The sequence below is a fragment of the uncultured Chitinophaga sp. genome (genome assembly GCF_902168175.1).
Classification (GTDB): Bacteria; Bacteroidota; Bacteroidia; order Chitinophagales; family Chitinophagaceae; genus Chitinophaga.
The window spans coordinates 77,969-100,063 of sequence record NZ_CABHOU010000054.1 but is presented as its reverse complement, the minus strand read 5'-3'; the positions used below and the strand labels follow the sequence as shown (position 1 = coordinate 100,063).

The window sequence follows — 22,095 nt, the reverse complement described above, 5'->3', positions numbered from 1 at the left end:
TTTTTAGTATTGAATAATTTATTTAGTGGGGCCGTAAGTACCATCCACCGTTACATCCACCACCTCGGCAATGTTCCTGATTACCAGGGTGGGGATTTTGATTTTATGATCGGCTATGCGCACTTTAAAAGTACAGTTGACCGCCAGTTTACCAGGACTTACAGTAATGGTGCCCTTTTCACGGTAGGTTTTAACAACGCCGTGCATGTTCAGGGTCCCTTCTACCGTAACATTGTAAGTACCGGGCTTGGTGAGGTCCGGCAGTTCCAGGATCCTCCCTTTAAACTCCGCATAGGGGAACTTATCCGTTTCCAGGTAGTTCTCGTTAAAGTGTTCCTGCATCAGCGACTTCCTGAACTGGAAAGTGTTAACAGGCACTTTAAAATATACAGCCGCCGTTTTGATATTAATAGCCGATACCCCCTGGGAAGTTTTGGCATCTATATCTTCCATCGGCGCTTTGGAAAAGAACGACAGGTTTATATTTCGGGAAGAATACACATCTTGGGCGAAAGCAGTTGCCGCGCAGGGCAACAGCGCCATAAGCAGGATTAATCGTTTCATAACACGCTACAGTTTAAAGGATCATTGATCAGGCATTCCCTTCGAAATCCAGCAGGCAATGGAGTCGCGCACCGCTCTTGGCAGTTCAGGGAAGCCCTGTGACTGCGGCATATCTGCATTAACGGAGGTAACTCTTTCGGCGAACGTGCCGCCGTTTAGCGTAATGTAAGCCTTAAGACTGGCCAGGGTACCGAAGTTGGCACCTACGGGCGAACCGCCGCCAGGGTGACAACCAAAGTTGGTACACTTCTGCTGGATGATCGTATAAATTCTTGCAGAGGTAATTACTGCGGTATCGCACGCGAAATTCTTGTCCTCTGGTTTCGGCGCCTGTTCCGATGTACAGGCACTATACACCAGCCATAAGAGCAACATGCCGGATAGGTACTTCATCATACTAGCTTATTTATCTTTTTTGAATCCTTATAATTTTCTGTATACGTGCTTATATTGCAAAGAGTTGTCTTTCCTGTGAAAGATAATACATTTGTAAATAAATTAATGTAAAGTGAATATCGAGCAACTGTATCATATATACCGCCAGTACCCTTCTGTGCAAACCGATACCCGCAAACTGAAGGCGGGCGATATCTTTTTTGCCCTTAAAGGCCCGAACTTTAATGGTAATACTTATGCAACGGCAGCCCTGGAAGCCGGTGCCGTACTGGCTGTGGTAGACGAAGAAGCGTACTTTACCCAACCCGATAAAATGATGCTGGTAAGCGATGCGCTGGAAACCCTGCAACAACTGGCCCTGCATCACCGTAAACAATTTACCATTCCCTTTATAGGCATTACCGGCACCAACGGCAAAACCACCACCAAAGAACTGGTGAAAACCGTATTGTCAGCCAAATACAAAACAGTGGCTACTGTTGGCAACCTTAACAATCACATAGGTGTACCGCTTACCATCCTCAGTATACCCATGGATACGGAAATGGCCGTCATAGAAATGGGCGCCAATCACCAGCTGGAAATAGAAGGGTATTGTAAGGTAGCCCTGCCCACACACGGCCTCATCACCAATATAGGCAAGGCCCACCTCGAAGGTTTTGGCGGTGTGGAAGGCGTAAAAAAGGCAAAAGGAGAACTGTATGATTTCCTGCGCGCCAACAATGGTACCGTGTTTTATTTCAATGGATACGATTACCTGGCCGATATGAGCAAAGGCATTTCTAATATCGTTACCTATGGTACCGAAAAGGCCGACTATAACGGAGAAGCCGTGCCTGGCACCGCTTTGCTGGAAGTAAAAACAGAGGAAGAACACATCCGCACCCACCTGGTAGGTGCTTATAATTTACCAAATGCATTGGCCGCCTACGCGATCGGCCGCCATTTCGATATTCCGTCCACTACGATCAAACTGGCGCTGGAAGCATATGTACCTTCCAACAACCGCTCACAGATCATCAAACAAGGCAGCAACACCGTTATCATGGATGCGTACAACGCCAACCCATCAAGCATGAAAGCTGCAATAGAAAATTTTGCCGGACTGGACGCCGGGGATAAAGTACTGCTGTTAGGCGGTATGATGGAACTCGGTGCAGAGAGTGAGCAGGAACACCAGGCGTTGATCGATCTGCTGGAACGCAGCCACTGGAAAGCGGTAGTGCTGGTAGGTGGCGATTTCGCGAAGGTTAAACATCCGTACATCTTCATGAAGAATGCCGAAGAGGCAAAACATTGGCTGGAGCAGCAGGCATTTGAACACACACATTTGCTGATTAAAGGATCGAGGAGTGTGGGGATGGAGAAAGTATTATAAGCGGTAAAGACCTCTTTTAAGGGCGCCGGTGCGGGAGTACACGGCGCTTTTTTATCTGATAAAGTGTATAAAAAAATAAACCTGCGAGCTAAAAAACTCACAGGTTTTCATAACCTATGCCAACTTTAGAGTATTTTAATAGCCTACGGCCAGAATTTTTTAGCTAGATTATCTATTGAGAATCAAGATAGTAAGGTTTCCTTACTTTTCCTAATCTAAAACCGGATATAATATCAGTTAACCTGATTAACAACAACTATTTACGGGAAAAGTTCTTACACGGATTTCAATTTTAAAAAATATTTCCCTGTTATTATAACTTTAGATGCTTACCTGTGTAACGTACGACAAATAAGAAACAAAAACTTAGCCACCATTGTTCAATAAAAGCCGCCCCAACCATTAAAATATAATACTGTGGCTATTTTGCACGTATAATAAATTAATTAACAGCAGGTTTGCTTATTGGTTTGCTTTCCCAAAGTGTTTAATTATCGCCCCACCGTTGTTTTCCTTAACGAGGAATTTCACCTGCGCTTCCTCATTTCCCCGCAGGATAATGGTTTGGGCAGGCACGCCTTCAAAGTAACCGGTGGGCTGCACCTGCTTAAGCGTAACATCATACACTCCGGGAGGCAGCCAGAGCCGGAAATTACCATCATTCGAAACATAGGCCTGACATGGTTTACCATTACCACCAACAGCTTCTACAATCCAGCCGTTGGGCGCTTTATTGTATTGACTGTACCGGCCCTTTTCCCATTGTACCTGTCCGGCAATACCGGCGCTCTTTTTCATGGAAACGGCCAATACTTTAAGGCCACGCTGTTCCGGCAGCAACAACCGGGGCTCGGTCATCCAGCCGGCCGGAGCCGCTACATCCGCAATACGCTGCTCCTTCTCCCCGCTCTCAAACACGATCCTCCCATCCCCGTCAGACACCATACCGTTGCCATTAATCCGAACGACAACACCTTTAAGGCCTGGCTCTCCCCCATCCCTGATGTTATTGTTATTCCTGTCCTCATAAAATGATAAATGGAACCTGGCGGCTCTTGGTGTACCTACCGGTTTGCTGAAAAGGTAACTTACTCCTGCTCCCAGATTGGAAAAGTCGTAACGGCCGGGAGCGAACAGGGAATAGTCGGCGTGCAGCAACAAATGTTTTGCAGGCTGCCAGGCGGCGCGGGCCACATAACTGGTGAGCCAGCCTGGTAACAGGTCCTGGTACAACCACTGGGCGCTGGCCATCAACTGTAATTTACCGGCGAACAGGCTTCGCTGCATCATAGGACCAAACTGGAAATTACGGTACGACTGGTACACAATGTCCATGTTAGCATATTCCCGCAAATAATAAGGACCTATTTGCCCCCACCCTGAAAATGACAACCAGTTAAAACCAATGTTAAGGTTCATTTTATGCGACTGGAATACGTTTGCTTTTACGCCGTCTATATCATAACGCGTGCTGCCAATATCGTAAGTGGCAGTGGCGAAGAAGCCCGAGGAAGACTGCAGTTGAAAGTCGACCGCTGCGCGGTTACTGGTAGATTTATAATGCGGCAACACCTGCGCCCTGTAGTCCACATCCTGCCAGTTGCGGTAAGGCCTTACTGTAACCGTGAAGTTTTTCGTCAGCACCATCCGCGCTGAAAATTCGGCCGACTGTTGTTCATCACTTTCCGGAAGAAAACTATAAAGCACCGGGTTGAGTAGCTCTGGCGCATTGGCCTGTTGATAATATCTTACTGCTAACTCCACCCTGTCCGTGAGCTGCATACCGAAACGTTCGTCGAAAAAGCGAAAACCTCTTCTATAACCCGCATAACGCTTACCTGATACATAAGCCGACGATATCCAGGAGAAGCGGCCCGCGGCGCCAGTGATATCCAGTCCGCCGGCACCGGCTGCATATCGCCTGCCTGTAGTGTCCATCGTTTCATCACTCAGACCTACCACGCCCTGTAAATTTATCAACTCCTTATCCCGGTAATTAAAACTAAAGGAGCCCAGTCGCGATACAACGCCATCACGCGGATCATTGCGATGCACGAATTGCGAATGAAAACTGAAACCTTCTTCTTTCCGGAAATCGATATCCACTGCATGCGTGGTTACACGCGGCACATTAACGGTATTCTTCTCCGTATTAAATCTTAACTGGTTGCTATTGTCGTGCAAATAAGTATAGGCCGCAGTAAAACCTTTACTTATTTCTGCACCTGCATACCCGCCCTGCCCATTTATCATTACCTCCTGCAAGGCACTGATGTTGCCCGCCTTAGCGAAGAAACGGCCTTGTTTAAGATAAATGTAACTATCGCTTAACAACGATTGCTGCTGATTAAAAAAATATAAGCCCTGCAGTTTTATATCCAGCGCATTACTTCCATTAGTGTGAGAGGAGAAAAGTGTTGCTTCCTGGTAAGGTGTGCCTGTATAAAGATTACGTGCGCTCAAATCTAAATAATTACCCTGTAGCATAAGGTCCTGCCCACGATCGGAGTAACGACTTGTTACTAATAAAGGCATGCAGTAGGCAGATGCTAATAAAACGTTATTGGGACTATTTACCGTAATGCTGATCTGCGGCTTCTGTACAATGTTGAGTTGTTGGTCAGGCAAAGCCCTTACGATAACGGTGGTATCTTCTCCACTTCTTAATAAAAAAGGAAAGGGTGTTTCTATAAAGCGAAAGCCGCCAGGCATAGCACTGTACTGCAAATGCAACTGTTCATTGCTATTACCTCTGTTCATGATCTGCACCCTCCAGCGCACCGTATCCTGCGGTGAATGTATCACAACGGGGAGCTCTTGCGGTATTAAAACGATACGTCTTTTCCGCTCCACCACGAAGCGTAACTTTTTTGTTAAGCCAGTGTTAATGACGACCGAAGTAAACGCTGCGGTGCAACTGCTGTTATCGTTATTACTTAACGCTTCCTTTGCGAAAAACTTTACTGCAAATGTTCGCTCTTCACCGGGCGCGAGCTTAATTTCTTTCACAGCACTGCTGAGCAACAGCACACCTTCTGCCGTTAAAACCAATCGGCCAGAAAGCGTATCTGTAAAGGAATTGCTAAGATGAAGTTTTGTTGTAACGGTTTGTCCGGACTTAACATTTAACACCTCTTTTTCAAAGCGAAGTGAGACCTGCCCCAGCATTTTCATCCCGGAAAAAAGTAATGGGTAACATAACATCAATAGCTTGAAACGAAAGCTACGGGGCATATTCGGCAGGTTGATTGCGGTAAATGTAATTTATATTTTTCAATAAAAAACCTAATTTGAACCACATATCAATACACTTAAATTTTCGTCTTATGAGGAACCCGATTAAAGTTCTCTCCGTGTTATTCATTGCATTTGCGGGCCTTGCAGTAAGCCAGAAAGCGTCAGCACAAAACGCTACTTTGACTGTACGATTAACATCAGTATTAGTGATGACAGTGAACGAAACCAATCCTACATTGGTATTTGCCACTGCTGCCGATTATGCGAACGGCGTAACCGTTACTTATGCGAACGCGTTAACAGTAACCAGTACATCTGCCTATACTGTTAAAGTAAGATCGGCCAGTGCCGACCTTGTAAATGGTACTAACACCATTCCCGTATCGAATGTGAAAGTGCAGCCTACAGGCACTACAGGTATTGGCACTGCTACGCAGGTATCGCTTTCCACTACCGATCAAAATATTGTTACCAGCGCACCGGCCGCAATATTGAAGAACATTAATCTTCAGTACAGTACGGATGCTAACAATGCAGCTTTTATCGGCAAACCGGCCGGCGATTATGTTACAACAATTACGTTTTCTGCTACGGCTGGATAGTTAGCTTTTAAGACAATACTGTTTCCTATACCTCTGCAAGTATACACCTAACCTGCAGTACAGATATATTATTGCTCAAACCTCAAAAACCGTAACCTGGTATCCATGAATAAGTCTGCGTTATTTATATTATTATACTGCCTGAGCGCGCACTTCACACAGGCACAACCTGCTGTGTCGGTTGCCCCTTCACGATTGTTTTATTCTTTCACACAAGGGCAGGCCAGTACGCAGGAAATCAGGATTATCAATCCTGGAAAAAGCGCTATGGTGTTCAGTATTACGCTGGCCGACTGGTATCGCGACAGCCTTGGGGAGAAACAATATTTTAAACCCAATACTTTACATCAATCCTGCGCCAGCTGGATAGAGTTGCCTTACAGTAGTATCCTTTTACAGCCTGGTGAGGAAAAAGTAATACCGGTTAAACTTGTATCGCCGCCTGGTTCGGGTAATACAGTACGCAATGCTATGATCTTTTTTACACAGGCGGAAGATGATGAAAGCATCCGGCAGCAGAAAAAAACCGGGGCGAGCATGATCGTACGGCTGGAAGTAGGTATCCATGTATATTACACGCCACCAACGCTCAGTAAAAAAGAGGTAGAACTTATAGATTTTAAAGATGCGGGCTGGCAACAGGTAAACGACTCTGCCAAACATTTACTGGAACTGGTGTTGAAGAACAAAGGAGAAATCATGTCGGAGAGTACCGTAAAACTGGAATTAACAAATCAGGAAACCGCAGAAGAGATAAAGCTGGAAGCACTACCAGTACCAACATTACCCGGCGTACGGCGTATTATCCGTTTTAATTTACCCACCTCGTTAAAAAAAGGCAACTACCTGGCAGTCGCCATCGTGGATAATGGTCCGGACGTGCCTTTACGCATAGGAGAACTAGAGTTCAATCACAGTAAATGAAATGGCTGCGAAGCAGATATAAATTATGCATCACCGGTTTGATGATTTGGCTGCCACTACATTCCTTTGCCCAATCTGAAGGTGGCCCGCAGTCATCGACCAGCATTCACGACGAGTCCGACTTCCTGGGTTTCACCACCAGCAGTCCGCCAATAATGACATTCAGTACCCCTGCCGATTATCAGAACGGTAAATTCTCTGATGCGCCCAGCAGCATTGTACTTACACTCGGCCTTGCCTGGACGGTTTCCGTACGCGCCGCCACAGCCAACCTTACCAGCGGCACCAATACGATCGCCATCAGCAACGTAACGGTGCAGGTGGTGGGTGCCTCATTTGGCACCGGCGTTATCACTTTAACCACCAATAACCAGACAATAGCCTCTGGCGTGCTGGCACTCCTGGCCAACTTCAACTTCCGTTACACCATGAAAGGCGGCACACATCTGCTAAAGCCAGCAGGCGACTACACAGCAACAGTAATTTTTAGTACAACAGGATTATAATTCGGGGACAGGCGATAGCGGTACTATTAAGCCGCCGTTGTGTCACTCCCTTCAACGGCATCTCCATACTCATCAAAAAAAAGCAAAGTCGGGCACTCCCAACCAATCATAGCGAGGCACGCAGCAACCATCGCCGTCAGTCTTCGCTGTAGTAAAAACGTGTATCGTGGAGAAGCGCTTTTCGTGACCATGCTTTTAAAAGCCACCAGTCGCTCACCCGGCGGCCATAACAACATTGGGTAACGTTCAGTTCTTCCATCGCGGCGGTGTATACACCGTTCAGTAATCTAAGTATGTGAAAAATCGAGGAGTCATGACGCAGCGGCGGTGTATACATCTACTCATCTTATCTCCTGGCAAATCTCTATCAACACACCCGCAGTACCTTTCGGATGCAAAAAACAAATCAGTTTATTATCCGCCCCTTTTTTCGGCTGTTCATTTAACAATACAAAACCTTCGCCTTTCAGTCGCTCCATTTCTGCATAAATATCAGCCACCTCAAATGCGATATGGTGCATGCCTTCTCCTTTTTTATCGATGAACTTTGCGATGGCACTTTCGGGGGCGGTGGCTTCCAGCAGTTCTATTTTAGTTTCCCCTTTTTTGAAGAACGCGGTGATTACCGCTTCACTGTCTACCGGCTCCTGTTTGTAACAATCGGTGTTCAGCAATTTCTCATACAGTGGAATAGCATCGCTGAGCGAACGTACTGCGATACCGATGTGTTCTACTTTAAGCATAAGTGCGTAGCGGTTGTGTTAGCGGTAAATGTAGTAATTTTAATTACTCTAAAAGCGATTGGACATGCTGAAACTGCCGGTGTACCTGGATTATAATGCCACTACTCCCTGCGACCCGCAGGTGGTGGAAACGATGTTGCCTTACTTTACGCAACACTTTGGTAATGCAGCCAGCCGCAGCCACTCCCTGGGTTTATATGCCGAAGCGGCTGTAGACCTGGGCCGTGAGCAGCTGGCCAAACTGATCGGCGCCGAAACACAGGAAGTTTATTTCACTTCCGGCGCAACAGAAGCCAACAACCTCGCCCTTAAAGGCGCCTTCGAATCGTACGCCGCAAAAGGCAATCATATCATTACCGCCGTTACCGAACACAAAGCCGTACTGGATACCTGCCTTCACCTGGAAAAACGTGGTGCCGTGATCACGTACCTCCCGGTTAACCACGAAGGGCTGATAGACCTTGCCGCCCTGGAAGCCGCCATCACCCCCAATACTATTCTTATATCGATCATGTACGCCAACAACGAAACCGGCGTACTGCAACCAATACCCGCCATCAGCGCCATTGCCCGTAAACACGGCGTTATATTCATGAGCGATGCGACACAGGCCGTTGGCAAACTACCGGTGAACGTAAACACCGATGGTATCGACATCCTCGCCTGTAGCGCGCATAAGTTATACGGTCCTAAAGGCATCGGTGCTATTTACCTTCGCCGTAAATCGCCCAGGGTAAAACTTACAGCGCAGATTGATGGCGGCGGTCACGAACGAGGCGTACGCTCCGGCACCCTGAATGTTCCGGCCATTGCCGGTTTCGGGAAGGCCTGCGAACTGGCGGGCGAATTCATGCCTGCCGAAAGTCAGCGCCTGGCTACCCTGCGCGATCAGCTACAAACCGCCCTGCTCCGTATTCCCGGCACCTCTGTAAATGGCTCAATTACACAACGCCTGCCCAATGTCACCAACATATCTTTCGAGCAGGTAGAGGGTGAAGCCCTGATGATGGCCGCCGATAAAAGTATTGCGTTGTCCTCCGGCTCTGCCTGCACCTCCGCCAGCCGTGCCCCCAGTTATGTACTGAAAGCCATGGGCCTTAGCGACGAACTGGCCCGCGGCTCCATCCGCTTTTCACTGGGCAGGTTTACTACGGCAGAAGAAATCGACTACACCATCACCACCATCACCGCGGCGGTGCAGAAACTGAGGCAGTTGAGCCCCTTCTATCCTTCTTCTATATGATTTTTAAAGTTAATTTGTAGCTTGCACATAAACTGTTTAGTTTTACGCAACTTTGATTCTTACATGCTAGCTATATTCAAAAAAGAGATTCACCAGTTTTTCAGCAGTATTACCGGGTATGTTGCCATTATCCTGTTCCTGCTGGCAAACGGCCTGTTTCTGTTCGTGTTTAAAGATTCTAACCTGCTGGACGCGGGTTACGCCAATCTCGATCCGCTGTTCGAACTGGCGCCAATGATCTTTTTACTGCTCATTCCGGCCATAACCATGCGCAGTCTTTCCGACGAATTTAAGAGCGGCACCATGGAATTACTGAGTACAAAACCGCTTTCTGGCTGGCAGATCGTGCTGGGTAAATACTGGGCCTGCGTGCTGATCGTACTCATCTCGCTTATTCCCACTTTTATTTATTACATCGCTATATCGCAACTGGCGGCTATTCCGGGTACTATCGACACAGGCGGCATTATCGGTTCTTACATTGGCCTTTTGTTACTCGGTTGCACGTTTACGGCGGTGGGCATCTGGGCATCGTCCATCACTTCTAACGCGGTGGTGGCCTTTCTCGTGGCTGTGTTTACCTGTTATATTTTGTATACCGGCTTCGACGCCCTTAGCAAACTGCCTGTATTCACCGGCACCATAGACTACTACCTGCAAATGGCCGGTATCAGTTTCCACTACCAATCAATCAGCCGCGGGGTGATAGACAGCCGCGATATTATTTACTTTTTCAGTGTTATCGGCTTTATGCTGTACCTCACCAAAGTATCGCTGCAGCGCAGGATATGGCAGGCATAAGGTTATATCAATACTTACATGGAAGTTACGACCAGGAATAAACGAAAGAAATATATACAGCGCGTGTTCTTCGTGCTGCTGGTACTGGTGGCGGTTAATTCCGGCGCCGCTTACCTGCATCGCCGCTGGGACCTCACCGCCGAAAAACGCTACACGCTCACCAACTCCACCAAACAACTGCTACGCAACCTGGACGCCCCGGTGGAAATAGACGTGTTCCTGAAAGGCGACTACCCCGCAGGCTTCCGCCAACTGGCACAAAGCACCAGGGAGTTGCTGGAAGAGTTTTCGGAGTACGGCCGCAATAACATACGTTTCCGTTTTATTACCCCCGGCGCTCACCTGCCCGACAGTATGCGTTTCGCTTACCAGGACTCTCTCGTATCTAAGGGCATTATGCCTTTTAACCTGCAGGTGCAGGCGGAGGCCAGCGAAGGACTCACCGAAAAACTCATCTTCCCCGGTGCCTTACTACGTTACAAAGGCCGGGAAATGGGCGTAAACCTGCTACAGGGGCAGCCTGGCAGTGATCCACTACAGGCATTGAACAGTTCGGCCGCCATGCTGGAGTACCGCTTTACCAACGCCATTTACCAGTTATCGCTCGATGAAAAACCACTGGTTGGGTATATGCTCGGCCATGGCGAACCAGTTGGCCCTAATGTGTACGACGCCCTTCGCACGCTGCAACTCAGCTACCGCTTAGATACGATTAACCTTCGCCTGAATCCTTTTATTCCACGCGAGTTTGGTACCATCATATTTGTAAAACCACTCGAAACCTTTACCGAAGAAGATAAACTGAAGATCGACCAGTACGTGATGAATGGCGGGAAAGTGATCTGGTTCATCAGCAACCTTACTTCCGATACCGACAGTCTGCACACCGCCAACAGCTTCGTCGCCCTTAACCGCGGCCTCGAACTCGAAGACCTCCTTTTCCGCTACGGCGCGCGTGTAAACCTCGATCTCATACAGGATTTGCAGAGCGATGTAATGCCGCTGATCGTAGGCAACATCGATAACAAACCGCAGATCCAGCCAGTGCCTTTCCCCTTTTTCCCCGTGTTTACGCCCACCGGCGGTCACCCGATCGTGAAAAATATGGACGTAGTGCTGGGCAGGTTCACCAACTCTATCGACACGATAACTGGCGGAGGCATCCGCAAAACCATACTGCTGGCCTCTTCTGCACGTAGCCGTACTATAAATGCCCCCGTACGCATCAACCTCGAAGACATGAAAGTGCAGGCCAATCCCCGCCAGTTCATGAAAAGCGGCATTCCGGCCGCGGTGTTGCTTGAGGGCAACTTCACCTCCCTGTTCAACCACCGCCTGAGTGCGAAGCAACTTCAAATGGTGCAGCAGCTCTCCGGCGTACCCTACCGCTCTGTAACCACCGAGCCCAATAAAATGATCGTAGTGGGCGGCGCCGACTTTATCACCAATGCTTACTCACAGAAAAATGGGCCCCTGCAAATGGGCGTTAACGAGTTTAACCAGGAGTATGTATTTGCCAACAAGGAGTTTTTCACCAATAGCCTGGAGTACCTCACCAATACCAGTGGCATCATGGAAACCCGCAACCGCGAGCTGGTACTGCGACTGCTCGATGCGGAAAAGGTGAAACAACAGCGGGGCAAATGGCAACTGCTGGCCTTTGCGATCCCGATCGGACTGGTGCTTTTGTTCGCGATGGTGTTCAACTTTGTCCGCCAGCGCCGATTCAGTGCCTGACACTATGACATAGTATTAGCCAAAAAAGGATGATTTGAAAGCATTATCTTTGCCTTTCATAAAATTTCATCCTGTATATGAACGCGGAGCAATGGACGTTTATCGTTTTCGGCATTGTTATTTTAGTTGCGCTTATTTTTGACCTCGGCCTACTGAGTAAAAAGTCTTCTACCATTTCAATTAAAAAGGCTCTGGTCCAGACCTCCTTCTGGGTTGGGCTCGCCCTTCTGTTTTTTGGTTATGTTTGGTACGAAGATGGTTCTACCCTCGCTATCAGCTTCCTCAGCGCCTACCTCATGGAATGGTCGCTATCCATCGACAACATCTTTGTGTTCATACTTATTTTCGGGTTCTTTAAAGTCAAAGAATCCAATTACGCCCGTGTGTTGCTCATCGGCATCCTGATGGCGATTGTGCTGCGTGCGATATTTATTACCCTGGGCGTGGCCCTCATCGAACGCTTCCACTGGATACTTTACATCTTCGGCGCGTTCCTGGTATACACCGGTTTCAAAATGTTCTTTGTAAAGCAGGACGATGAGTACAATCCGGCCGAAAGCCCGGTGTACAAGTTCATCAGCAAACGCCTGCGTATTACGCACGATAACCCGGAAGAGAAATTCTGGGTACGGCACAACAACAAACTGTTTTTCACCAACCTCGCCATTGTAGTAATGATGCTGGCCGTAACAGATGTTGTGTTTGCGCTCGACTCTATACCGGCCGTGTTCGCTATTAGTAAAGAACCTTTGGTCGTGTATACGTCCAACATCTTTGCCGTACTGGGCCTGCGCTCGCTGTTCTTTTTATTACGTGGCGCTGTGGATAAATTCGATTATCTTCAGCAAGGCATTGCTATCGTATTGATATTTATTGGTGCCAAGATGCTTGTAGAATATTTTCACTTTAACATTCCCATATATGTGTCACTTATCGTTATAGTGGCATGTTTGGGTGGTTCCATCCTGTATTCCTTATACCATCAAAAGAAAAATTTACCAGAAGACGTAACAGACCAGAAGGTTTAACCGTTAATAGGCGGTAGTAGCCAACTCGACAAACCATAATAAAAGTGTATAACGCAGAAACCATCAGCAAGGTACTGAAGGGAGAGCTGTTGCAACAAACAGGTGCTCCGGAGATCGAACACATTGTACTGGACAGCCGAAAGCTGAATTTCGCAGAAACGTCATTGTTCATTCCCCTTGTTAGCGCGCGCCGCAATGCGCACCAGTTTATTGAAGAGCTTTATGAAAAAGGCGTAAGCAATTTCATAATAAGCGAAACAACAGACCTTCAGAAGTACCCCAAGGCCAATGTGATATTGGTAAAAGACACCTTACAGGCACTACACGCATTAGTAGCCTGGCACCGTCAGCATTTCCATTTGCCGGTGATAGGCGTTACCGGTAGTAACGGTAAAACCATCGTAAAAGAATGGTTATACCAGCTGCTGGAAAAAGACCATAACATCGTACGCAGTCCTAAAAGCTATAACTCTCAAACCGGTGTTGCACTGTCTGTTTGGCAGATGAAAGCCGATAACGACCTGGCGATATTCGAGGCAGGCATTTCCCAACCAGGCGAAATGGTGAACCTCGAGAAACTCATCAAACCTACCATCGGTATATTCACCAACATCGGTGAAGCGCACAGCGAAGGCTTTCTGAACATCCGCCAGAAGATCAATGAGAAACTGGTGTTGTTCATGAAAAGTGACGTACTCATCTACCCGAAAGATTACCTCGCGCTAAACGAATGCGTGCTGAACTTTCACACACAGGTAGGTAAACGCGAAACGGACAAAGCCATTCAACTCTTCGCCTGGTCGCGCAAAACAGATGCAGACCTGCGTATTACCCACTGCGAAAAACTGAATAATCATACTCGTATAGACGCGTTGTATAAAGAGGAAACGATCAGCATCAGCATCCCCTTTAGCGACGAAGGTTCAATCGAAAATGCCATTAACTGCTGGGCCCTGATGTTGTACATGAACATCCCGCAGACTACCATCCAGGAACGTATGGAACGCCTCGGCAACATCGCCATGCGACTGGAATTGAGGCAGGGCATCAACAACAGCTCCATCATTAACGACAGCTATAATTCCGATATGGGATCGCTGAGTATTGCACTGGATTTTTTACAACAGCAACGCCAGCACCCGAACAAAACAGTTATTCTCAGCGACATCTTACAAAGCGGCAAAAGCGACTTTAGCCTCTATGAAGAAGTGGCGGCGCTGCTTGAGCAAAAGGGCATCCAGCAACTGGTAGGCATTGGCCGTAACATCAGCCGTGAGAAAAAGATCTTCCAGCAGGTACTCGGCTTAAAAAGCAGTTTTTACCAGAGTACAGATGAATTTATCCAGGAATTTAACCCGCAGAACTTTGTGCAGGAAACCATCCTGGTAAAAGGTGCCCGTGTGTTCGAGTTCGAGCGCATTGGCAAACTGCTGGAACATAAAGCACATCAAACCATCCTCGAAATAGACCTTTCGGCGGTGGCCCATAATATTACCCAGTACCAGTCGCTGCTGAAACCAGGCACCAAATTAATGGGCATGGTGAAAGCATTTTCTTACGGAAGCGGCAGTTTCGAAATAGCCAACCTGCTGCAGTTCCATGGTGTAGACTATCTCGCCGTGGCCTACGCCGACGAAGGAGTGGAACTTCGCCGGGCCGGCATTACCATGCCTATCATGGTGATGAACCCCGAACCCAGCACCTTCGATGCCATCCTGCAATGGGGGCTGGAACCAGAAATTTACTCCATGCACCTGCTCAGCCTCTTCGAGGAAGAAGTACGTGCTGCCAATAAACTCAATTACCCCGTGCACATTAAGCTGGATACCGGCATGCACCGCCTGGGTTTTGAGAAAAAAGACATTCCCGAACTCGCCCGCCAGTTGAAAGAACATGGTCACTTTATCGTGAAATCCATTTTCAGTCATCTTGCCGGCAGCGACGACCCGAATATGGACGAATTCACCAAGAAACAGGGGCACCTGTTCCGCGAAATGAGCGCCGAACTGCAAAAATCGCTGGGCTACCCTATCATCCGCCACATTGCCAACAGCGCCGGTATTCACCGCCACGCCGACTTACAGTTCGATATGGTACGCCTGGGTATTGGCATGTATGGAATAGACTGTAGTGAGGACATGCAGGCCAGACTTAAGAACGTAAGCACCCTCAAAACCACCGTGGCCCAGGTAAAACACCTCGCCCCAGGCGAAACCGTAGGTTACGGCGGCAAATGGAAGGCCGAAGTTCCCTCCGTAATTGCGACCGTACGTATCGGTTATGCTGATGGTTACAGCCGCAGGCTCAGCAACGGCAAAGGCCAGATGCTGATACGCGGCAAACTGGTACCTGTGGCCGGTACCATCGCCATGGACATGCTCATGCTCGACGTAACCCATGTTCCCGACGTTAAAGAGGGCGACGTGGTGATCGTATTTGGCGAACAACTGTCTGTACAACAACTCGCTACGTGGGCCGACACCATCCCTTACGAAATCCTCACCGGCATATCCCAGCGTGTAAAACGTATCTATTTCCAGGAATAGTTATTGATCATCAAACCTGTAAAGGATTAAAAGAAAATACTATTTTTGGCAAAAACTCAGAGATTTTGAAATATCGTCACGTAGTTATAATTGTAATACTGGTATTGCTGGTAGACCAGGCACTGAAATTCTGGATCAAAACGAACATGTTCCTTACCCAGGAGCACACCATATTTGCCGACTGGTTCCATATTCATTTTATCGAGAACGAAGGCATGGCCTACGGACTGCAGTTCGGTGGCGACTTTGGCAAGATCTTCCTGACCCTGTTCCGCCTTATAGCCGTGGTGGTAGGTTTCGTATACATGAAACGCCTGATCCGCGATGGGTACCACAGGGGCCTGCTGATCTGCGGTTCGCTGATATTAGCCGGCGCTGCGGGCAACCTGATCGACAGCATGTTCTACGGTCTTATATTTACAGAAAGCACCCCGGCCGATGTGGCCAAATTCCTGCCTGAGGGCGGCGGATACGCAAGTTTCCTGCATGGCAAAGTGGTAGATATGTTGTACTTCCCGCTGTACAAAGGCACCCTGCCAACCTGGGTACCGGTATGGGGCGGTGAGTACTTCATCTTTTTCCGGCCCGTATTTAACATCGCCGATGCCGCCATTTCTGTAGGTGTTATTTCCATCCTCCTTTTCCAGAAACGTTTCCTCACCCGCAAAGTGCCTGCCACGCACCCGACCGTAGAAACCAATACGCTCGCCGACGACCAGCACCAGGTGATGTAAAAATATTTTCTTTGAAGTAAAAGGCTGTTCCGTAAGGGACGGCCTTTTTTTATGGGCCCGGGCTGGGGAATTCTCCCCAGCCCCCGTTGCGTCGCACTCTTCAACCGCAGGAAGCAGGTGGGGCGATGAGCAGGGCTGCCCAGGCTGCGGCAACTGTTTTATGCCTTCAGCGAACACTTCCTGCAAATCAGTATTCCCTGCTGCATCAAAAGCCGTGATCACTACACGGGCGGTAATCGTTAGGCTGACCTGGTAGTACCATTCCCCGCTGCCACCCACTGCCAGCCCTTCCTCCAACAGCGCTCCTGTATCGTCATACAACTGCACCCTTACCTGCGTTACTTCGAAATTATCCGTTGCCCGTATGTAAATGCTGCGTTCACACACCTGCACTTCCTTTATTTCCGGGGCATGCATGGCATCTGAGATGGCCTCGTTGTAGGCACTGCGGCCTTTCCGTGCACGACTGGCATACACCGCCTTCCTTTCCTGATCGCCGATGATCATTTGGGCAAACAACTGCGCCTCGCGGAACCGGTTGTTATTTGTCACCTGCTTCAGCGATAGCGGCCCCGTGTAAGGGTTTTCCTGCCTGCAAAAGTAAGTACGTCCGTTGCGCTGCCGGAAGTAGCCGGCCTTGCCGTATTTGCCGCTAAGGCCGTACGTAATAACGTTATGTATATATACTGCCATGTTTGTTCGTTTTTTATTATAAAGTTCGCATACCAGCAAGCCGAAAGGTTGTCCTGAAAGCAGAAAAAATTGTCCTGAAAGCAGAAAATATAGCCTGAGCATAAGGACAAGACAAGGAGAAGCGGAGGGTAAGCGGACGGTAAAACCTGTTTTTAGTCCTGCGGGTGTGATTGCGACAGCGCCAGTTTTTCCCATCAGTAAAAGCCCGGGATGCAACGGTGTTGGATTTGCGTATTCACGATGCTGCCATCAGAGCAAATCTTCGTGTCAGTCACGAGCTTCCGGAGCCACTGTTATTGGGTTTGCAGCCCCACCACCCCGTCAGTAAAAAGCATTGTTGGCGCGTGAGCCCAACCATGGCGGCGCAACGTGCTTATCATTGCTACTATCGGTGTGTACAGTGACAGGCCTCTCCTCTCTACACCGCGCCCCATCTTCAGCACTTTTCCAATTGAAAATTTATACTCATGTATATCCCCCAAAGGCAAACCCCTCTGCACTTCCCCCGGTTTTTATTTTCTGAAATATTTGGAGATGCCGGATATTCAGCCTATTTTAGTCCACAATATCTATAGACTATACAAGCACTATAATATATGTCGCATAATGAGGTGATCGATAAAATTGAGCAACGCAAGGCTACCGTAGAGAGCCAGGAAGTGCTTATTGACCTGGTAAACGAGGAAAATAAGTCGAACCGTGTGCTCTGGGCAATAATAGGTGTTATCGGTGTAGTGCTGTTAGCCGGTGTATATGCCTACTTCTATGGTTTGTCGCACGATGCGCAAACCAGGGTGGGGGTATTAGCGGGCAAGATATTTACGAAAGACCTGTTTTTCTTCATTGGTGTAGGTTTAGCCGCGCAAATGATAGACGGGGCATTGGGTATGGCTTACGGGGCATCTTCTTCGTCGATGTTGCTGGGCCTGGGTGTATCCCCTGCCATTACCAGTACCAGTGTACATGTGGCCGAGGTGTTTACCACCGGGGTATCTGGCATTGCGCATTTCAAACTGGGTAACGTTAATAAAAAGCTGTTCCTGAACCTGCTGATACCGGGTGTAGTGGGCGCTATTGCCGGCGCCTGGTTACTGAGCGACTGGATTAACGGCGATGTGATCAAACCATTTATGAGCGCTTACCTGCTTGTACTTGGTATCATCATTATTACCAAAGCTTTGAAGAATAGAAAGAAGAAAAGCAAAACCCGCAACCTGGGTCCGCTGGCGCTGTTCGGCGGCTTTATGGACTCCATCGGCGGCGGCGGCTGGGGCCCAATAGTGACCTCTACCCTGCTGAGCCAGGGCCGCACGGTACACTACACCATCGGTTCTGTAAATGCGGCAGAGTTCTTTATTTCACTGGCCAGTGCCAGCACGTTCCTGTTCTTTAACGGCATTAATAGCTGGCACGTAATTGTTGGCCTTATCATCGGCGGTGTTATTGCTTCTCCGTTTGCAGCCATCCTGGTACGCCGCATCAAGCGTAAACCATTGATGCTGATCGTGGGTACACTCGTGATATTAATGAGCCTGCGCACCATCATCCTTTCCTGGTTATAAGTTTTCTTTTGCCATAATTCAGAGGGCGTTCTTGTAATAAGAGCGCCCTTTTTATTTACAGCAATAGGCGGGATTTACAGCCTGGCTGCAGATAAAATATACCCGTCTGCCTATATGAAGCCGCGATTGCTTAAAATGGCTAACTTTGCCAACATTCCTGCGTACAATTTGTTACTACCTGTAGAGTCCTGTTAATACTTTATTCCGATAAACTCTCCTTATTTCAAGATGAAACGAGCCATTTTAAAAGGCCTGAAAGTTACTTCTATATCTACCTCCCTGCTGTTGCTGGCGTTGTTCCTGTTGCCGTTCCTGTTTCCCGGCGCGGTTACCACCAAGGTGAAAGCCTGGGCCAACAATAGTATTAAAGGTGATCTTAATTTTTCGAAGGCAAGACTATCCTTCTTCAATCACTTCCCTTCCCTCACGCTTACTTTATATGAGGTGAGTTTGAAAGGTGCGGCACCTTTCAGTAGCGATACGCTGATAGCGGCTAAAGAAGTAGCGCTGGGCGTAAACCTTGCCACCCTCTTTTCCAATTCAGTAGGTATTGATGAAATATATCTTACAGAAGGCGATGTGCATGTACTGGTAGATAGTGCGGGACATCCGAACTATAACGTGTACGAGTCTTCGCCATCCACATCAGGCGAGCCGGCCGACAGTGGCAGCGCATCGCTGAAAATCGCGCGTATACAACTGGAACACTGTAATGTTATTTACGACGACCGCTCGCTCCCCATGTATATCCGCGCCATGGACCTTAACTACACGGGCAAGGGCGATTTAAGTAAAGCACAATTCGACCTGTTCTCCGATATAAACATTGGTGCTTTCGACCTCTCCTATGGCGGAACTTCTTACATCTCTTCCAAAAAACTGAATGGCAACCTCGTTACAAAGATCAATACCAATTCACTGGATTTTATTTTCGAGAGAAACGATATCAAAATAAATGAGCTGCCCGTAGCCTTCAAAGGCGCTTTCGGTTTCCTGAAAAACGGGTATAGAATGGACTTCAGTTTGCAGGCCAAACAGTCGGCCCTGCAAGACTTTTTCAGCGCACTCCCTTCCGAATATGTAAGCTGGGCGAAGGAAACAACGGTACAGGGTATAGCCGACCTGGATGCCACACTGGCTGGCGAATACATTGCCGAAACCAACACAATGCCTGGCATCACTTTTAACCTCAACGTGCGCAACGGCCTCATATCACATGCCAAAGCACCGGTGCCGGTCAAAAACCTTTACCTGAATTTCCGCTCGTCGATGTCACAGCTCAATACCGACAGTCTGCGCATCAATATCGATTCTATATTCTTTAACCTGGATAAGGATTACTTTTCCGCAGTACTGCGCACCACGGGCTTTACCACGCCACAGATATACGCGCAACTCAACACCGATCTGGATCTTGAAAAGTGGAGCAGCGCAGTCGGATTACAATCGGCCGAACTGAAAGGCAGGTTGCAGGCAAGACTGCATGCAAATGGGCGTTACGCTACAGGCGTTGTATACAAAGGTATTCGTAATCACCCTGATACCGTAGTGACCAGCATTCCGGCTTTCAACTTAGCGGCTACGCTGCGCAACGGTTACTTTAAGTTTGCAGGCATGCCGCAGGGTTTGAAAGATATACGGTTTGATGTACAGGCGTCGTGCCCCGACAGTAATTACGCGCATACACAGTTTAACATCAATGACATTAACGCCAACCTGTTAAGTAACTATATCAAAGGCTTTCTTCGCCTGAAGAATTTCAGTGCGCCACATGTAGATGCGCAGCTGGAATCGGTACTACACCTCGCCGATCTGCAGCAGTTCTACAAAACAGACAGCCTCGATGTGCAGGGAGACCTGAACATCGCCATCAGCAGTAAAGGAAGTTATGTACCGGCCAAACGCCTGTTCCCGGTAACAACAGCCACCCTTACCATGAACAACGGCGAGGTGCGCACACCTTACTATCCAAAGCCACTACAGAAAATAAACATCGATGCCCGCATCACCAATACCACCGGTACGCTTCGTTCTTTGAAAGTGGATCTGAAACCAGTATCGTTCGAGTTCGAAGGACAACCGTTCATGCTAAAAGCCGATCTCAACAACTTCGACAACCTGCGGTACAACATTACTTCGCGCGGCATACTGCCACTGGGCGAGATTTACAAAGTGTTTGCGATCAAAGGATATAATGTAGAGGGTTTTATTAAGACCAATCTTGCATTCGCCGGTTCACAAAGCGATGCGGTGGCTGGTCGTTATCATCTGCTGCATAACAAAGGCACCATGCAGGTGAAAGATGTAATGGTGAACGCAGAACTTTTCCCATTACCGTTCTATATCCGCAGTGGCCTGTTCCGCTTCGAACAGGACAAAGTTTGGTTCGATCAGTTTAAGGCGACGTATGGCAAGTCAGACCTGGTATTGAACGGGGCATTGAGTAATGTAATTGGTTATGCTACACAAACTAATCAAACATTAAAAGGCAGCTTCGATGTAAAATGTAATTACATTTTAGTGGACGAGCTGATGGTGAACGGCGGCGATGCCGGCACAGCCGCGACCTCCGCTCCCGGTGTAGTAATGGTGCCCGCAAATCTATCGCTGGTGCTGAATGCGGCGGCGCGTAAAGTACATTTTAATGGTATCGATATTAACAACTTCCACGGACAGGTGGGGTTAGATAGCAATAAGATCAAATTAGGCAAAACGGGTTTTACCATCATCGGTGCGCCGGTAGAAATGGACGCTACGTATACAAGTGTGAGTCCGCGTAAAGCCACGTTCGACTACCGTATCAGCGCGGCCGAATTCGATATCAAACGCGCGTATAATGAGATTAAGTTATTCCATGACCTTGCTAGTTCCGCAGCCAGTGCCAGCGGCATTGTGGGCCTTACCTACCAGTTAAGCGGGCGGCTCGATGAAAACATGGACCCGGTATATCCTTCTTTGAAAGGTGGAGGTGAGCTTACGTTAAAGAAGATCAAACTGAAAGGTTTCCGCTTGTTTAACTCCGTTAGTAAAAGCACCGGCAAAGAAGGACTGAGCGATCCTGATTTATCTAAAGTAACGATCAAAACCACTATCAATAATAACATCATTACCATCAACCGTACCAGGATGCGCATTTCCGGCTTGCAACCGAGGTTCGAGGGGCAGGTTAGTTTTGATGGAAGATTGAATTTGAAAGGGCGGGTGGGCCTGCCGCCGTTCGGCTTGTTCGGTATACCGTTCAACGTTACCGGCACACAGGAAAAACCAGTAGTGAAACTGAAGAGAGGAAAGAACGGAGAATTACTGGAAGAAAAAGATGACGAAGCGCCGGAAGAAGAAACGGCACAACAATAAACTAAAAAGGCTGCAACCTTGATGGTTACAGCCTTTTTCTTTATCCT

Annotated in this window: 16 protein-coding genes; 12 read left to right on the top strand and 4 right to left on the bottom strand. The window is 48.1% G+C overall.

All coding sequences use genetic code 11. From position 1 onward, the window contains the following. Positions 1-18: 18 nt before the first annotated feature. Both QZT80_RS11035 and QZT80_RS11030 read right to left on the bottom strand, forming a co-directional pair. Positions 19-564, bottom strand: coding sequence for a YceI family protein (locus QZT80_RS11035; protein WP_295121684.1), 546 nt, complete (start codon positions 562-564; stop codon positions 19-21). A gap of 21 nt (positions 565-585) precedes the next feature. After that, positions 586-960, bottom strand: a complete 375-nt coding sequence (locus QZT80_RS11030; protein ID WP_295121682.1) for a hypothetical protein — start codon at positions 958-960, stop codon at positions 586-588. Positions 961-1,072: 112 nt separating this feature from the next. On the opposite strand from QZT80_RS11030, the gene murF reads away from it, so the two are divergent. After that, positions 1,073-2,338 carry a UDP-N-acetylmuramoyl-tripeptide--D-alanyl-D-alanine ligase gene (gene murF, locus QZT80_RS11025; RefSeq protein ID WP_295121680.1) on the top strand — a complete coding sequence of 422 codons (1,266 nt, stop codon included), beginning with the start codon at positions 1,073-1,075 and terminating at the stop codon, positions 2,336-2,338. 462 nt (positions 2,339-2,800) lie between these two features. On the opposite strand, the gene QZT80_RS11020 is transcribed toward murF, so the two are convergent. Further along, positions 2,801-5,512: a hypothetical protein gene (locus QZT80_RS11020; protein WP_295121678.1), complete on the bottom strand. Its 2,712-nt coding sequence runs from the start codon at positions 5,510-5,512 to the stop codon at positions 2,801-2,803. A gap of 152 nt (positions 5,513-5,664) precedes the next feature. Between QZT80_RS11020 and QZT80_RS11015 the strand changes: the two genes are divergently transcribed. The 3 genes from QZT80_RS11015 to QZT80_RS11005 all read left to right on the top strand — a co-directional run bounded on the left by QZT80_RS11015 (position 5,665) and on the right by QZT80_RS11005 (position 7,607). Further along, positions 5,665-6,177, top strand: a complete 513-nt coding sequence (locus QZT80_RS11015; protein ID WP_295121676.1) for a hypothetical protein — start codon at positions 5,665-5,667, stop codon at positions 6,175-6,177. Between the two features lie 105 nt (positions 6,178-6,282). Further along, positions 6,283-7,101, top strand: coding sequence for a hypothetical protein (locus tag QZT80_RS11010; protein ID WP_295121675.1), 819 nt, complete (start codon positions 6,283-6,285; stop codon positions 7,099-7,101). Positions 7,102-7,139: 38 nt separating this feature from the next. Beyond that, positions 7,140-7,607, top strand: coding sequence for a hypothetical protein (locus tag QZT80_RS11005; protein ID WP_295121673.1), 468 nt, complete (start codon positions 7,140-7,142; stop codon positions 7,605-7,607). A gap of 341 nt (positions 7,608-7,948) precedes the next feature. On the opposite strand, the gene mce is transcribed toward QZT80_RS11005, so the two are convergent. Beyond that, positions 7,949-8,350, bottom strand: coding sequence for a methylmalonyl-CoA epimerase (gene mce / locus QZT80_RS11000; protein WP_295121671.1), 402 nt, complete (start codon positions 8,348-8,350; stop codon positions 7,949-7,951). A 67-nt stretch (positions 8,351-8,417) separates the two neighbouring features. Between mce and QZT80_RS10995 the strand changes: the two genes are divergently transcribed. The 8 genes from QZT80_RS10995 to QZT80_RS10960 all read left to right on the top strand — a co-directional run bounded on the left by QZT80_RS10995 (position 8,418) and on the right by QZT80_RS10960 (position 22,048). Further along, positions 8,418-9,593, top strand: a complete 1,176-nt coding sequence (locus QZT80_RS10995; protein ID WP_367112865.1) for an IscS subfamily cysteine desulfurase — start codon at positions 8,418-8,420, stop codon at positions 9,591-9,593. Between the two features lie 63 nt (positions 9,594-9,656). Then, positions 9,657-10,394: a gliding motility-associated ABC transporter permease subunit GldF gene (gene gldF / locus QZT80_RS10990; protein ID WP_295121667.1), complete on the top strand. Its 738-nt coding sequence runs from the start codon at positions 9,657-9,659 to the stop codon at positions 10,392-10,394. A gap of 18 nt (positions 10,395-10,412) precedes the next feature. Beyond that, positions 10,413-12,131 (top strand): gliding motility-associated ABC transporter substrate-binding protein GldG, encoded by a 1,719-nt coding sequence (gene gldG / locus QZT80_RS10985; protein WP_295121665.1) that lies wholly within the window; start codon positions 10,413-10,415, stop codon positions 12,129-12,131. 77 nt (positions 12,132-12,208) lie between these two features. Then, the gene (locus QZT80_RS10980) at positions 12,209-13,159 is read left to right on the top strand and encodes a TerC/Alx family metal homeostasis membrane protein (protein ID WP_295121663.1); all 951 of its coding nucleotides are present in this window, start codon (positions 12,209-12,211) and stop codon (positions 13,157-13,159) included. 44 nt (positions 13,160-13,203) lie between these two features. Then, positions 13,204-15,705 (top strand): bifunctional UDP-N-acetylmuramoyl-tripeptide:D-alanyl-D-alanine ligase/alanine racemase, encoded by a 2,502-nt coding sequence (locus tag QZT80_RS10975; RefSeq protein WP_295121662.1) that lies wholly within the window; start codon positions 13,204-13,206, stop codon positions 15,703-15,705. A gap of 65 nt (positions 15,706-15,770) precedes the next feature. Next, entirely contained in the window at positions 15,771-16,439 is a 669-nt protein-coding gene (locus QZT80_RS10970; protein WP_295121660.1) for a lipoprotein signal peptidase, read from the top strand. Between the two features lie 1,289 nt (positions 16,440-17,728). Further along, a complete protein-coding gene (locus QZT80_RS10965) occupies positions 17,729-18,694 on the top strand; it encodes a sulfite exporter TauE/SafE family protein (RefSeq protein WP_295121658.1) in 966 nt (321 codons plus the stop codon). Between the two features lie 228 nt (positions 18,695-18,922). Beyond that, complete coding sequence (locus QZT80_RS10960; RefSeq protein ID WP_295121657.1) at positions 18,923-22,048, top strand: AsmA-like C-terminal region-containing protein; 3,126 nt, start codon at positions 18,923-18,925, stop codon at positions 22,046-22,048. The last annotated feature ends 47 nt before the right edge of the window (positions 22,049-22,095 follow it).